Annotated in this window: 11 protein-coding genes; 8 read left to right on the plus strand and 3 right to left on the minus strand. The window is 71.2% G+C overall.

All coding sequences use genetic code 11. The features are described from left to right. Window positions 1-60: 60 nt before the first annotated feature. Window positions 61-1,677, plus strand: a complete 1,617-nt coding sequence (locus FPZ22_RS10935; protein WP_168198986.1) for a Na/Pi cotransporter family protein — start codon at window positions 61-63, stop codon at window positions 1,675-1,677. A gap of 13 nt (window positions 1,678-1,690) precedes the next feature. Here the strand turns inward: FPZ22_RS10935 and tdh are convergent, their stop codons facing one another. Beyond that, window positions 1,691-2,725 (minus strand): L-threonine 3-dehydrogenase, encoded by a 1,035-nt coding sequence (gene tdh / locus FPZ22_RS10940; protein WP_210412748.1) that lies wholly within the window; start codon window positions 2,723-2,725, stop codon window positions 1,691-1,693. A gap of 144 nt (window positions 2,726-2,869) precedes the next feature. Here tdh and FPZ22_RS10945 point away from each other — a divergent pair, with 144 nt between their 5' ends. From FPZ22_RS10945 to FPZ22_RS10955, 3 genes are read left to right on the plus strand one after another with little or no spacing between them, the layout of a single operon-like run. Beyond that, on the plus strand, window positions 2,870-5,080 hold the full coding sequence (locus tag FPZ22_RS10945) for a S46 family peptidase (RefSeq protein WP_246120695.1): 2,211 nt from the start codon (window positions 2,870-2,872) through the stop codon (window positions 5,078-5,080). Between the two features lie 48 nt (window positions 5,081-5,128). Next, on the plus strand, window positions 5,129-7,303 hold the full coding sequence (locus FPZ22_RS10950) for a S46 family peptidase (protein ID WP_425463003.1): 2,175 nt from the start codon (window positions 5,129-5,131) through the stop codon (window positions 7,301-7,303). Further along, complete coding sequence (locus FPZ22_RS10955; protein WP_144892933.1) at window positions 7,300-7,944, plus strand: histidine phosphatase family protein; 645 nt, start codon at window positions 7,300-7,302, stop codon at window positions 7,942-7,944. The genes FPZ22_RS10950 and FPZ22_RS10955 overlap by 4 nt, the downstream gene beginning before the upstream one ends. 48 nt (window positions 7,945-7,992) lie before the next feature. On the opposite strand, the gene FPZ22_RS10960 is transcribed toward FPZ22_RS10955, so the two are convergent. Beyond that, window positions 7,993-8,745, minus strand: a complete 753-nt coding sequence (locus FPZ22_RS10960; protein ID WP_144892935.1) for an anti-sigma factor family protein — start codon at window positions 8,743-8,745, stop codon at window positions 7,993-7,995. A gap of 22 nt (window positions 8,746-8,767) precedes the next feature. After that, a complete protein-coding gene (locus tag FPZ22_RS10965) occupies window positions 8,768-9,268 on the minus strand; it encodes an RNA polymerase sigma factor (RefSeq protein WP_425463004.1) in 501 nt (166 codons plus the stop codon). Window positions 9,269-9,431: 163 nt separating this feature from the next. Here FPZ22_RS10965 and FPZ22_RS14115 point away from each other — a divergent pair, with 163 nt between their 5' ends. The 4 genes from FPZ22_RS14115 (at window position 9,432) to folC (ending at window position 13,957) form a co-directional block, all read left to right on the plus strand. Then, window positions 9,432-10,781 carry a S8 family serine peptidase gene (locus FPZ22_RS14115; RefSeq protein WP_246120696.1) on the plus strand — a complete coding sequence of 450 codons (1,350 nt, stop codon included), beginning with the start codon at window positions 9,432-9,434 and terminating at the stop codon, window positions 10,779-10,781. A gap of 94 nt (window positions 10,782-10,875) precedes the next feature. Beyond that, a complete protein-coding gene (locus FPZ22_RS10975) occupies window positions 10,876-11,631 on the plus strand; it encodes a hypothetical protein (protein WP_144892937.1) in 756 nt (251 codons plus the stop codon). A 131-nt stretch (window positions 11,632-11,762) separates the two neighbouring features. Further along, window positions 11,763-12,575 carry a DUF3187 family protein gene (locus tag FPZ22_RS10980; protein ID WP_144892939.1) on the plus strand — a complete coding sequence of 271 codons (813 nt, stop codon included), beginning with the start codon at window positions 11,763-11,765 and terminating at the stop codon, window positions 12,573-12,575. A 92-nt stretch (window positions 12,576-12,667) separates the two neighbouring features. Continuing rightward, window positions 12,668-13,957, plus strand: coding sequence for a bifunctional tetrahydrofolate synthase/dihydrofolate synthase (folC, locus tag FPZ22_RS10985; RefSeq protein WP_144892941.1), 1,290 nt, complete (start codon window positions 12,668-12,670; stop codon window positions 13,955-13,957). Window positions 13,958-13,969 lie beyond the last annotated feature (12 nt).

A 13,969-nucleotide genomic window follows, 5' to 3' on the forward strand; every position in this document is an offset into this window, starting at 1 on the left:
TGGACGATGTTCCCTGACGTATTGCCTCTGATCGCCGGCCTCGGCCTCTTCATGCTCGGCATGAAACTCCTCGAGGACGCGCTGGCCGCCCTGGCCGGTCTGCCCCTGCGCCGCTTCCTTCGCGAGCATGCCGACAGGCCGGCGCGGGGCATCCTGATCGGCACGGCGGCCACCGCGATCCTGCAGAGCAGCACCCTGGTGTCGCTGTTGGTGCTGGCCTTCGTCGGTGCCGGGATCATGCAGCTCGCCGGTGCCGTGGGCGTGATCATGGGCGCCAACCTCGGGACCACGCTGACCACCTGGCTGGTGGCCTCGCTGGGCTTCAAACTGGACCTTGCGACCTCGGCAATGGCCTTCATCGGCGTCGGTGGCGTGGGCTTTTCCCTGCTGCGCCGGGGCAGCAGGGCGCGCGAGACCGCCGGCCTGCTCCTGGGCGTCGGCCTGCTGCTCTACGGTCTGGACCTGATGAAGTCGGGCGTGGAGGCCTGGGCTTCGGCCTTCGATGTCGCGCCTTTCGCGGACTGGCCGCTGGTGCTGATGGCGCTGCTGGGCGTGGCGGTCACGGGAGCCATCCAGTCGAGCACCGCGGCGATGATGATTGCGCTGGGCGCGCTGCATGGCGGCATCGTCGACCTGCCGTCGGCGGCGGCCTTCGCCGCCGGCACCAGCGTGGGCACGACCTTCACCGCGGTGCTGGGCGCGCTGGGGGGCAGCGCGGACAAGAAGCGCGTCGCCGCCGCCCATTTCGGCTTCAATCTGTTCAAGGCGGCGCTGGCGCTGCTGATCCTGCACCCGATGCTGGCGGCGCTGGGGCGCGTTCCGGGGCTGGCGGACCCCCTTTTGCGCCTGGCGGCCTTCCACACCACCATCAACCTGGCCGGCATCGCCGTGGTGCTTCCGTTCGCCGGGCGGCTGGCGGAGTGGCTGGGACGGCGCTTCCGCGATGGCAGCGACCAGATCAACCACTACCTCCATGCGGCCGGGCACGAGGTGCCCGAGGCCGGCCTGGAGGCCGTGCGCAGGGAGGTCCGGCGCGCCCTGGGCATGACCGTCTCGCTGAATCGAGAAGCGCTGCAGATTCCGGCACCGCCTGTCGGCGAGTGGCCGGATCCGGATGCGGGGCAGGGCCGCAACGGTCGCCGCGACTTCGACGAACGCTATCGCAGGCTCAAGCGGCTGGAGGGCGAGATCGTCGAGTACGTGGCGCGCCTGCAACTGCAGGAGCTCACCCCGGAGGTCGGCAGCGGACTGTCCGCCCAGCTCGAGGCCATGCGCATGGCGGTCAGCTCGGCCAAGGCGCTCAAGGACATCCGCGGCAACCTGGTCGAGCTGCGCCTGGCGCTGCGGGCGCCGGTGGACGTGCGGCTGGAAGAGTTCGGGGGCGCGGCGACAACTCTGTACGCGGCCATCGACCGGCTCGCGCCCGGACAGCCCGAGCCGGTGCTGGTGCAGACGGTGTCGGCCCTGCGCAACCAGGTGCGCGAGGCGCGCGAGGGTGCGCTGGGCCGGCTCTACCGGGAGGCCAGCCGCGACAGCATCGGCGAGGAGGTGCTGTCGACCCTGCTCAACGTCAACCGCGCGCTGTACCTGTCCGCGCAGTCGCTGCTGCGGGCCCTGGGCCTGCATCTGCTGGCGCCGGAGACCGCGGGCGTGGTCGAGGACGCCAGCCTCGACTGAGCCCGCGCGGACCTCAGGTCCAGCTGAGCACGACCTTGCCCGACTTCCCCGACTCCATCAGGTCGAAGCCCTTCTGGAATTCGTCGGCCGGCAGCTGGTGGCTCAGCACCTTGTGCAGCGGGAAGCCCGAGAGCACCAGCTGCGTCATCTTGTACCAGGTCTCGTACATGCGGCGGCCGTAGATGCCGTGCAGGGTGAGGCCCTTGAAGATCACCCGGTCCCAGTCGATGCCCGCACCCTTGGGCAGCAGGCCGAGCAGGGCGACCTTGCCGCCGTGGTACATGCAGTCGAGCATGTCGTTGAAGGCCGCCGGGTTGCCGCTCATCTCCAGGCCGACGTCGAAACCGTCCATGTGCAGTTCGGCCATCACGTCCTTGACCGAGGTCTTGCTGACGTTGACCACGCGGGTGGCGCCCATGTCGGCGGCCAGCTTCAGGCGGAAATCGTTGACGTCGGTGACCACCACGTTGCGCGCGCCGATGTGCTTGCAGATGCCCGCGGCCATGACGCCGATGGGGCCGGCGCCGGTGATCAGCACGTCCTCGCCGACCACATCGAACTCGAGCGCGCAGTGCGCGGCATTGCCGTAGGGATCGAAGAACGCGGCCAGCTCGCTCGGGATCTGGTCGGGGATCGGCCACAGGTTGCTGGCTGGCATCGCGATGTATTCGGCGAATGCGCCGTTGCGGTTGACGCCGATGCCCACGGTGTTCGGGCACAGGTGCTGGCGTCCGGCGCGGCAGTTGCGGCAGTGGCCGCAGACGATGTGGCCCTCGGCCGAAACCCGCTGGCCGATGGAGTAGCCCGTGACCCCGGGACCCATGCCGACGATTCGGCCGACGAATTCGTGGCCGATCACCAGGCCCTGCGGAATGGTGCGCTGGGCCCATTCGTCCCAGAGGTAGATGTGCAGGTCCGTGCCGCAGATCGCGGTCTTCTCGAGGCGGATCAGGACCTCGTTGGGGCCGGGCTGCGGCACCGGCACCTCTTCCATCCAGATGCCCTTGGCCAGTTCGCGCTTGACCAGCGCCTTCATGGTGGTGGGAATGGCGGACTGCTGCGGCTGGGACATGGAATGGCTGTCGGAAGGGCGAGGCGGCCATTGTACCGCCGGCGCCGGTCACGCCCTCGTGCGTGAGCGTCGGCATTTGCGCCGGACCGCCGGCACGGCCTATCGTCGCCGGCTGTCCAGATGATGCGTGAACCCATGCGCCCGAGCCTTCCCGTCGCGATCCTCGCCGCCGCCCTCCTGCTGCCCGCCGCTGCCGCCGCCGACGAGGGGATGTGGCTGCCCTCGCAGTTGCCCGGGATCGAGGAGGCGATGCGCGGCTCGGGCTTCCAGGGCGACCCGAAGGACCTGTCGGACCTGTCGCGGCCACCGATGAGCGCCGTGGTCTCGCTGGGCGGCTGCACCGCGAGCTTCGTCTCCCCGCAGGGCCTGGTGGTGACCAACCACCACTGCGCGCATGGCGCGATCCAGCTGAACTCGACGCCGGAGAACAACCTCATCGTCAACGGCTTCAATGCCGCCACCATGGCCGACGAAGTCTCCGCCGGCCCCGGGGCGCGGGTGCTGGTGACCGACCGCTTCGAACGCATCACCGAGCGCATCCTGGCCCGCGCCCGTGGGAAGACCGGTCGCGCCTACCACGACGCCGTGGAGGCCGCCTCCAAGGCCGCCGTGGCCGAGTGCGAAGCCGAGCCCGGCTACCGCTGCAGCGTGGTCGACATGTACTACGGCACCGACTTCCACCTCATCCGGCAGTTGGAGATCCGCGACGTGCGCCTGGTCTACGCGCCGCCGGACGCGATCGGCAGCTACGGCGACGAGATCGACAACTTCATGTGGCCGCGGCACAGCGGCGACTTCACCTTCTACCGCGCCTACGTCGGGCCGGACGGCAGGCCGGCCGCGTATTCGCCGGACAACGTGCCCTTCCGGCCGGCGGCCTGGCTGACGGTGTCGACGGAGCCGCTGGCCGAGGGCGATTTCGCCATGCTCGCCGGCTACCCGGGCCGCACCTTCCGCCATCGCACCGCCGCCGAGTTTGCCGACCAGGTGGAATGGCAGCTGCCCTCGCGGGTCGAACTGATGAGCGCGCTGCTGGCCGCCGTGGAGCGCGCCACCGCCGGCGATGCCGACGCTGGAGTGCGCTATGCCGCCCAGGTGGCCAGCCTGAAGAACACGCTCAAGCGCGCCCAGGGCGAACTCGACGGCCTGCGCCGCAGCCATGCGGTCGCCGAGCGCCGTACGCAGGAGGCGGCCATGCTCGCCTGGCTCCCTTCGCAGCCGGACGCAGCCGCGATCCGCGCCGACATCGATGCCGCCGCGGAGGTGATCGCCTCCGCCCGCGGCACGCGCGAGCGCGACCAGCTGTTCGGCCTGATGCAGGCCCAGACGCAGCTGCTGCGCGGTGCCATGCAGCTGCAGCGGCTGGCGCTGGAGCGCGGCAAGCCCGATGCCGAGCGCGAGGCCGGCTACCAGCTGCGCGACGAGGCACGCATCGAGGCCGCGCTGCGCCAGGCCCAGCGTCGCTATGCCCCGGCCGTGGAGCGCGCGATCCTGGCCGAACTGCTGGCGCGCCATCGCGCACTGCCGGCGGACCAGCGCGTGCCCGAGATCGAGGCCGTCTTCGGTGCCGACGCCGCGTCCGCCGCGGCAGCACTGGAGGCCCTGTACTCGACCACGGCACTGGCCGATGAAGCGGAGCGTCTGCGCCTGCTGGCCGCCGCTCCGCCCGAGGTGCGGGCGTCCACCGACCCGCTGATGCGCGCCGCCGCCACCCTTCAGCAGGCCGCCCTGCGCTTGGAGGACGAGGACAAGGCCCGCGCCGGCGAACTGCTGCGCCTGCGCCCGGCCTACATGCGCGGCATGATCGGCCACGCGCGCAGCGAGGGGAGGGCGGTCTATCCCGATGCGAACTCCACCCTGCGCGTGAGCCACGGTCGCATCGAAAGCCTGCAGCCGCGCGACGCGGTCAGCTACGCACCGCTGACCACCGTCGAAGGCATCGTCGAGAAACACACCGGCGTCGCGCCCTTCGACGCGCCGGCGCCCCTGCTCGACGCCATCGCCCGCCGTGACTTCGGCGCCACCGTCGATCCAGGCCTGGGCACCCAGACCGTCAATTTCCTCACCAATCTCGACACCACCGGCGGCAACTCCGGCTCCCCGGTGATGGACGCGCGCGGCCGCCTGATCGGCCTGAACTTCGACAGCAACTGGGAGGCGGTCAGCGCCAGCTGGAAGTTCGATCCGCGCTACAAGCGCGCGATCCATGTCGATGCCCGCTACATGCGCTGGATCATGGCCCGCGTCTATCCCGCGCCGCAGCTGCTGCACGAGATGGGCCTGCCACTGGACGGCGCCGATCGCGCGCCGGCCGAGGCCGACGGCCGTTAGACTTCCAGCCATCCCCTACCCACCACGACCGCTCCAGGACGCAGACCCATGGGCAAGACCTTCCTTGTCGCCGCCACCGCCGCGATCGCCGCTGCCGCCGCCGCCAGTCCCGCCCACTCCGGCGAGGGCATGTGGGTGCCGCAGCAGCTTCCCGAGATCGCCCGACCGCTGAAGAAGGCCGGGCTGAAGCTCGACCCCGACCAGCTCACCGACCTGACCGGCGACCCGCTCGGCGCGGTGGTCTCGCTGGGCGGCTGCACCGCGAGCTTCGTCTCGCCACAGGGCCTGGTGGCGACCAACCACCACTGCGCCTATGGCGCGATCCAGCTCAACTCGACGCCCGAGAACAATCTGATGCGCGACGGCTTCTACGCCGCGCAGATCGGGGACGAGATCAGCGCCGGCCCCACCTCGCGCATTTTCGCGCTGGAGTCGATCGAGGACGTGACCGGCAAGGTGCAGGCTGCCGTCGCCGCGGCGCCTGACGCGCTCGGCCGGACCAATGCGCTGGACGCGATCGAGAAGTCGCTCGTCGCCGCGTGCGAGGCGGAGGAGGGCTACCGCTGCCGCCTGTACAGCTTTGCCGGTGGCAACACCTACCGCCTGTTCAGGAACCTCGAGATCCAGGACGTGCGCCTGGTCTACGCGCCGCAGGGCAGCGTCGGTGCCTATGGCGGCGAGGTCGACAACTGGATGTGGCCGCGCCACACGGGCGACTTCTCCTTCTACCGTGCCTACGTCGGCAAGGATGGCAAACCGGCGCCCTTCGCCGAGGACAACGTGCCCTACCAGCCGAAGCGCTGGCTGGAGTTCGCCGACAGGCCGCTGCGCCAGGGCGACTTCGTGATGGTCGCCGGCTACCCCGGCCGCACCGCGCGCTATGCGCTGGCCAGCGAGTTCCAGGACACGCAGGACTGGCAGTACCCGACCATCGTCCGCCACTACAAGGCGCTGCAGAAGATGGTGGCCGAGGCCGGCAAGGCCAATCCGGACATCGAGGTCAAGTACGCCAGCACCATGCGCGGCTGGGAGAACGTCTACAAGAACTACGACAGCCAGTTGGCCGGCTTCGAGCGCACCAACGCGATGGCGACCAAGCAGCAGCAGGAAGCCTCGGTGCTGGCCTGGGCCCGTGAGCAGGGCGAGGCCGGCCGGCCCGTGCTCGACGCGCACGCGCGCATCCTCGAGATCAACCAGGCCAGCCGCGCCACCCGCGACCGCGATCTCGTGTTCGGCCAGTTCAACGGTACCGGCCTGCTGTCGACCGCGATCCGCGGCTACCGCCTGGCGATCGAGCGCGAGAAGCCCGACGCCGAGCGCGAGCAGGGCTACCAGGAGCGCGACCTGCCGACCCTCCAGGGCGCGGTGCGCCAGATGGAGCGCCGCTACGTTCCGGAGATGGATCGCGGCCTGCAGCGCTATTGGCTGGACGAGTACGTGAAGCTGCCCGAGGACCAGCGCATCGAGGCCCTGGACGCCTGGCTGGGCGGCAGTGACGACAGGGCGATCGAGGATGCGCTCGAGCGGCTCGCCGGCAGCGAACTGGCCGGCGGCAGGGATGCGCGCCTCAAGTGGCTGCAGGCCGACCGCAAGACCTTCGAGTCCAGCAATGACCCCGCGATCCGCTACGCGGTGGCGGTCATGCCGACGCTGCTGGCGCTGGAACAGGAGCGCAAGGCGCGCGCCGGCGACGACCTGCTGGTGCGCCCGGTCTATCTGCAGGCGGTGGCCGACTACAAGGCGAGCAGGGGCGAGTTCGTGTACCCGGACGCCAACTCCTCGCTGCGCATCACCTTCGGCAACGTCAAGCCCTACACCAAGCTCGACGGAACGCCTCAGAAGCCGTTCACGATGCTCGAGGAGATCCCGGCCAAGGACACCGGCGAGGAGCCGTTCGACGCGCCGAAGGCCCTGCTCGACGCGGTGGCGGCCAAGCGTTACGGCGGACTCGAAGACCGACGCCTGGGGTCGGTGCCCGTGAACTTCCTCGCCGACCTGGACATCACAGGCGGCAACTCCGGTTCGCCGGTACTCGACGCGCACGGAAAGCTGGTCGGCCTGGCCTTCGACGGCAATTGGGAGTCGGTGGCCTCGAACTGGGTCTTCGATCCGGTGATGACGCGGATGATCTCGGTGGACCAGCGATACATGCGCTGGATCATGCAGGAGGTCTATCCGGCGCCGCGCGTGCTTGCCGAACTGGGGCTGGAGCCGAAGCAGTGAGGATCCTGCTGGCCCGCCACGGCGAGACCGAGTGGAATCGCGCCGGCCGCTACCAGGGCCAGGAGGACATCCCGCTCTCGGACACCGGGGTCGAGCAGGCGCTGCGGCTCGGCGAGCGACTGCGGGATCTGCGCATCGACCGCGCCGTGGCCTCGCCGCTGTCGCGCGCCCGCGACACGGCGCGGCTGGCCTTGGGCGAGGCGCGGGCCGACATGCTCGACCTCGACGAAGGGCTGATGGAAATCGCCCACGGCACCTGGGAGGGCAAGCTCGCCAGCGAGATCCGCGAGTCCGACCCCGAACGCCTCGCGGCCTGGCGCGACGCCCCGGACAGGGTGCAGATGCCCGGCGGCGAGTCGCTCGCCCAGGTCCTGGGGCGGTCGTGGCCCGCGTTCGCGAACGCCTGCGAGGGACTGGGTCCTGAGGACACCCTGCTGGTGGTCTCCCACGACGCGGTCAACCGCGTGCTCCTGTGCCGGGTGCTGGGACTGCCGCTGGATCGGCTGTGGACCTTCCGCCAGGCGCCGGCGACGCTGAACCTGCTCGAGGGGCCGGAGGCCGGCCGCCTCGAGGTGGTGCGACTCAACGACTGTGCACACCACACGCTGCTGTTCGGTGAGGCCGTGCACCGGGCGCTGTAGGCAACGCACGCCCGCTTCCGGCCGGCGGCGAAGCGCCGGCCCCGCGCATCAACGCCAGCCGGCGTCGCGCGCGGCGCGCTCGGCCTCGGCGTCGAGAGGCTCGCCTTCGATGCGCGCATCAAGTTCGGCCAGCACGGCAGCCGGCAGCGGGGTGGATGCCAGGCGCAGCTCGCCGCCCGGCGGGGTCACGGCCTCGCTGGTTACCGGCACCTGCCAGCCCGCCTCGTCCCGGCACGCAAGTCCTGCCTGCGCAGGATTCCCCGGCAGAACGAAGCTGCGGCAGTAGCGGCCGCCTGCATCGCGGAAGCTGATGCCGATCGAGACGGCGGTCGCCGCCTCCGGCGCGCTGGCCAGCCGGGTCTCCAGCGCCTCGGCGAGGTGGCCCTGCGCCTGCAGTCGCCCGCCCGCATCGGCCACCAGCGGAAGGGTCCGGTCGTCGCGCACATCGAGCCATTGCACGACCAGCACGCCGAACAGCAACGAGGCCGCCATCGCGCCCCACTCGGGCCATGACCAGCGCCGTTGCGCGCGCGTCCCGCGCCGTGCCGTGGCTGCGCGCATGCCGGTGACGCCGCCGGCCGTGGGGCCGCCGCCACGCGCGACGGCGAGCAGATGCGCGGGCACCGGTTCGTCGAGCACGTCGTCGAACGCCGCCGACAGTCGCCGGCGCAGCGCAAGGTACCGTGCCAGCTTCTCCGCCAGCCCGGGATCGGCCGCGATCACCGCCTCGACGCGCGCGGCCTCGGCCGGATCGAGTTCGCCGTCGACGTAGGCCATCAGAATTTCGTCGTCGATCTTCATCGCCTGTCCTGCCTGCATTTGCCTAGCGAAGCCCGTCGAGCATCTGCTGCAACGCTTCGCGCCCGCGCGCGAGGCGACTGGTCACGGTACCGATCGGAATGCCCAGCGCCTCCGCCGCCTCGCGGTAGGCGAGTCCTTCCACCAGCACCAGTGCGACCACCTCGCGCTGCTCCGGCGGCAGCTTCGCCATCGCCGCCTGCACCGTCATCGCCGCCGCCTGGCCCTCCATCGGCGAACTTCCGACGTGTTCGCCCGCTTCCTCGGGTGCGAACACCTGCTGTCTGCGGCCACGCGCGCGGAGTTCGTCGATCCAGGCGTTGCGGACGATGCCGAACACCCAGGCCTCCAGCGGTTCTCCCGCACGCCATTGCGGCGCCCGCGCCAGCGCGCGTTCGAGAGCGAGCTGCACGACGTCGTCGGCATCGTGCGGATCGCCGGTCAGCGAGCGTGCGAAGCGGCGCAGGCGTGGCAGCAGTTCGCACAGGAGCTCCCGCATGGGGTGGTCGGAATCGCCGTCGGTCATGGGGTATACGTCCCACGCACGGGTTTTCTTCCATGCATTGTGAGCGTCATCCTGAATGGTGCCTGTGCGCTTGCCCGTCGATGGGGACGGCATCGGCGCGGATGCTAGCATCCGCTGCCACGACCGTTTTCCGCGCGGCCCTGGCCAGTCGCGATCCAGCCTCATGCGCAATGGGAAGCATCCATTCCGGCGATCCCTGGGACTGGCGCTCGCCGCGCTGGCGCTGGCCGCGGCATCGATGGCATCCGCGCAGCGGGCTCCGCCTGTCGAGCGCGTACGGCAGGCGTTGCCGGTGCCGGCACGGGTTCACGAGCTGCCCTCCAGGCGGCCGGACGTGCTGCCGCTCCCGCAAGCCGCTGTCGACAACGCCGCCAATGGCGTGGTGCGGTCGGCCCCGACCAGGCTGGAGTTCAGGCGCCTGGTGCGCGCCCACCGCAATGTCATCGACACGGATCGGACCGGCGCGCCGGTGGTGCGCAGCGAGATCGTCGCCATCGATCCCAGCGCCGGGTCGCTGCAACGCGCGCAGTCGGCCGGCTTCACGATTGCCCGCGAGTCGGTGCTGGACGAGCTGGGCGTGCGCGTCGTCGTCCTGCGCGCAAGGGATGGCGTGGGCACTCGCGCCGCGCTGCGGCGGATACAGCGCCTCGATCCCGACGGCCAGTACGAGTACAACCATCTCTATCTCGGCTCCGCGTCGAGCGGCGGGGGAGGGCAGGCGCCGGTTTCGTCCACCGTCGCTCGCGCCGCCGGAACGCCCGGGCGCATCGGCCTGGTCGACAGCGGCGTCGATGGCAGCCATCCAGCGCTGGCCGGTGTCCAGCTGCACACCTGGGGCTGTGGGGGTCGCCGCAGGCCGGATCACCACGGCACCGCGGTCGCCTCGCTGCTGGCCGGCGACACCGGCACCGGAACCATCCCCGCCCAGGCAATGCTGTTCGCAGCGGACATCTACTGTGGCCAACCGGCCGGTGGTACCGCCACCGGCCTGGCCGAGGCCATGGCCTGGCTGGCAGGCGAACGGGTCGGAGTGATCAACCTGAGTCTTGTCGGCCCGCACAACCGCCTGCTCGAGCGGGTGGTGCGGGCCATGCACGGGCGCGGCCATGTGCTGGTCGCCGCGGTCGGCAATGACGGTCCGGCAGCACCGCCGCTGTACCCGGCCGCATACCCCGAGGTGATCGGGGTGACCGCGGTCGATGCGCGCCTGAACGTTCTGCCCGAGGCCGGGCGTGGGCCGCAGGTCGACTTCGCGGCTCCGGGTGCGGACCTGCGCGTGGCGATGCCGGGCGGCGGCTGGACCGCGGCGCGCGGTACCTCCTTCGCCGCCCCCATCGTCGCCCGCCTGGCCGCACAGCTCATGCCCGCGGCCAGCGGCGGGCGCAACGACGCCGTCCGGAGTGCGCTGGCCGAGCAGGCACGCAACCTCGGGAGCCCAGGCCGCGACAACACCTTCGGCCATGGCCTGCTGGGAACGGTTCCAGGCGTCGCGCAGGCCGATGCGCCGCAATGAACGCGACCTGACCGGGCCGGGAAGAAACCGGCAACCCCGATCGTAGTTGGACTCGAAGGCCGCGGGTGGTCCGCGGCGTCATGGAGTCCCCGACATGAACCAGAAGACCCTGCTGACGTCTGCAGTACTTGCCGCCCTGCTTGCCCTGTCCACGGCCGCGGCCCATGCCCAGGATGCCGGGGCGGGTGCCGACGCCGCGGCCGATGCCGAGGCGATCGCCCGCGCGACCGTGCCGGCCGAGCAGCTCGCCGACCGCTACGCCGGACTGGCCGGCTCGACCGAGGCCGCGGCGGACCTGGTCCACTCCCTGCGCGAGGGCGGCGAAACCGCTGCGGCGATGGGCTATGGCGAAATCAACATCACCCTCGCGATGGCCGAGTCATTGCTTGACCAGGGTTCCGCGGCCGACCTCGACACCGCCCTGGCCAGCGTGCTGGACCTGCGTGTCGACGGCATGGGCTGGGGCGAGATCGCCCGGGAGATGGGGTTCAACCTCGGCGAGCTGGTCAGCGCCCCGAGTCGTGCCCAGGCCGCGGTTCCCGGCGGCGGCAACGCCGAGGCCGGTCTGGCGACCTCCGGCGAGGGCGCCGCCAACGCCGGCAGCGCCCGTGCCGGTGCCGCCACCGCTGCCGACGCCCGCATGCGCGCCGGCATCGGTGCGGATGTCTCCTCCGAGGCGCGCGCCAATGCCAGGATCGACGCCGGTGCGCGCGGCGGCATCTCCGGCCGTCCGGAAGGGGCCGTCAAGCCGGTGCTGCCCACCCGGGCACTGCTGCCGGAGCGCCCGCTGCTGCCGGAGCGCCCGCAGCGCCCCGAGCGCCCCGAGCGCCCGCTTCGGGGTGGCCGTTGATCCGGTCCACGTGCGGATAACCCGTCCCGATAGGCGCCACGGGCGCCCATCGGTCTTCGTATTCGAATCGCGCACGCGACCCTGCGTGCGCGATCCGTTCTTCTGGACAGCCATCCACAAAGGTAGACCACATGATCCGTTCCAGCTTTCTCAGCCTCTCCCTGCTGGCGCTCGCCGGCCAGGCCCATGCCATCGATGGCTTCAGCCTCGGCGTCGGCGTCGATTACAGCAGTGGCGACTACGGCGGCGATACGACCACGGACATCCTTTCCATCCCGCTCAGCGCCCGCATCGACAGCGGCAACCTGAGCCTTCGTGCGAGCCTGCCCTGGTTGCATGTGAGCGGTGATCCGAACGTGCTGCCGACGACGGGCCGGGTCAACAATCTCAATCCGATCGGCCGGGGCCGTGGCGGGCTGGTCGGCATCCCGGGCGGCGGCGCGGACCAGCCCGCCGAACGCGGCAGCACCTCCGGTATCGGCGATCTGTCGCTTGCCGCGATCTATTCCATCCCGACCGGCGGCGCGCTCGGCGTGGACCTGGCCTTCAATGCCAAGATCGCCACTGCCGACGAGGACAAGAGCCTGGGCACCGGGGCGAACGACTACGGCGTTGCCGTCGACCTGTATCGTGATTTCGACGGCACCATGCTGTTCGGTGGCGCTGGCTACACACAGCTCGGCGACTCGGACTACATCGAGGTCGACAGCGTCCTCAGCGGCAATTTCGGCGTTGGCTGGCGCGCCGGCAGCCGTGGCCGGCTCGGCCTGATGTACGACTACCGGGAGGCCGCGTCCAGCAACTTCGACGACCGCAGCGACCTGACGGGTTTCTTCTCGGCTCCCGCCAGAAGCGGCGGCAGGTTCCAGCTCTACGTCAGCAAGGGCCTGTCCGACGGCAGCCCGGACTGGGGCGCAGGCGCCAGCTTCCTGCAATCGTTCTGACCGGATGACTTCTCCCGGGCTCCAGCACGCGAGAGCTGGAGCCCACGCGCCACCCCGTCGCCATCCCGGGGGCGATCCGCCAGACTTGCCCCATGGACCTGCAACAGTGGCTCGAGCGCATCGAGCACCAACACCCGAAGTCGATCGACATGGGCCTGGAGCGGCTGCGCGACGTCGCGGAACGCATGGGCATGGGCCGACCCGCGCGCTTCGTGGCGACCGTGGCCGGCAGCAACGGCAAGGGCTCGACGGTGGCCTTCATCGAGGCCATTGCCGCGGCCTCCGGGTTGCGCGTGGGCGCCTACACCTCGCCGCACCTGCTGGCCTACAACGAGCGCGTGCGCATCGACGGCGTCGATGCCGACGACGCCAGTCTCGTGGCGGCCTTCGAAGCCGTGGAGGTCGCGCGCGGCACGACCATGCTGACGTACTTCGAGTACGGCACCCTGGCCGCGCTGTGGCTGTTCGAGCGTGCCGGCCTGGACCTCGCCGTACTCGAGGTGGGGCTGGGCGGGCGCCTGGACGCCGTGAACCTCGTCGACCCGGACGTGGCCGTGATCACCACTGTCGACCTCGACCACCAGGACTGGCTGGGCGGGGACCGCGAGGCGATCGGTGCCGAGAAGGCCGGCATCGCCCGGGCCTGGAAGCCGCTGGTGCTGGGCGAGGACGATCCGCCCTCGAGCGTGCTCGGCCACGCCTACGCGATCGGCGCCTCCGCGATCCGCGCCGGCAGCGACTACCGCTTCGGCCGCGACGATGGGTGCGAGGGCTGGTGGTGGCGCGAGCCCGGCTTCGAGCTGTCGCTGCCGCTGCCGGGACTGGCCGCGCCGGCGCAGTTGCGCAATGCCGCGGCTGCCATCGCCGCGCTGCGCGCGCTGGACCTGGAGATCGACGACGGCGCATGGGCGCGTGGCGTTGCCGCGGCGCGGGTGCCAGGGCGCCTGCAGCGCTTCGAGCGCGGCGGCGTCGAAATACTCGTCGACGTGGGCCACAACCCGCAGGCCGCGCGTGCGCTTGCGGAGTGGCTCCTGACCGCGCCCGCCGCGCGCACGGTGGCGGTCTACGGCGCGCTCGTCGACAAGGACGCCGTGGGCGTGGTCGAGGCGATCGCGTCGTACGTGGATGCCTGGCACCTGGCCGGCACAGAGGCCGCCGGCAGTCGCGGGCGTGACGCCGACGCGCTGGCTCAGGCCCTGGCCGGTACCGCGGCGGCCGGCGCCGCGCGGCATGGCGATGTCGCCACGGCGCTTGCCGCGGCCGCGGTCGCGGCCCGGCCTGGCGGCCGCGTGCTCGCCTTCGGCTCCTTCCACGTCGCCGCCGCGGCGCTTGCCTGGCTGGCGGCCGGCGATTCAGAAGCCGGAGCCGGCGGGGCCGTATAATTCCTGCGCCTT

It is taken from the genome of Luteimonas granuli (assembly GCF_007795095.1).
Lineage (GTDB): Bacteria > Pseudomonadota > Gammaproteobacteria > Xanthomonadales > Xanthomonadaceae > Luteimonas > Luteimonas granuli.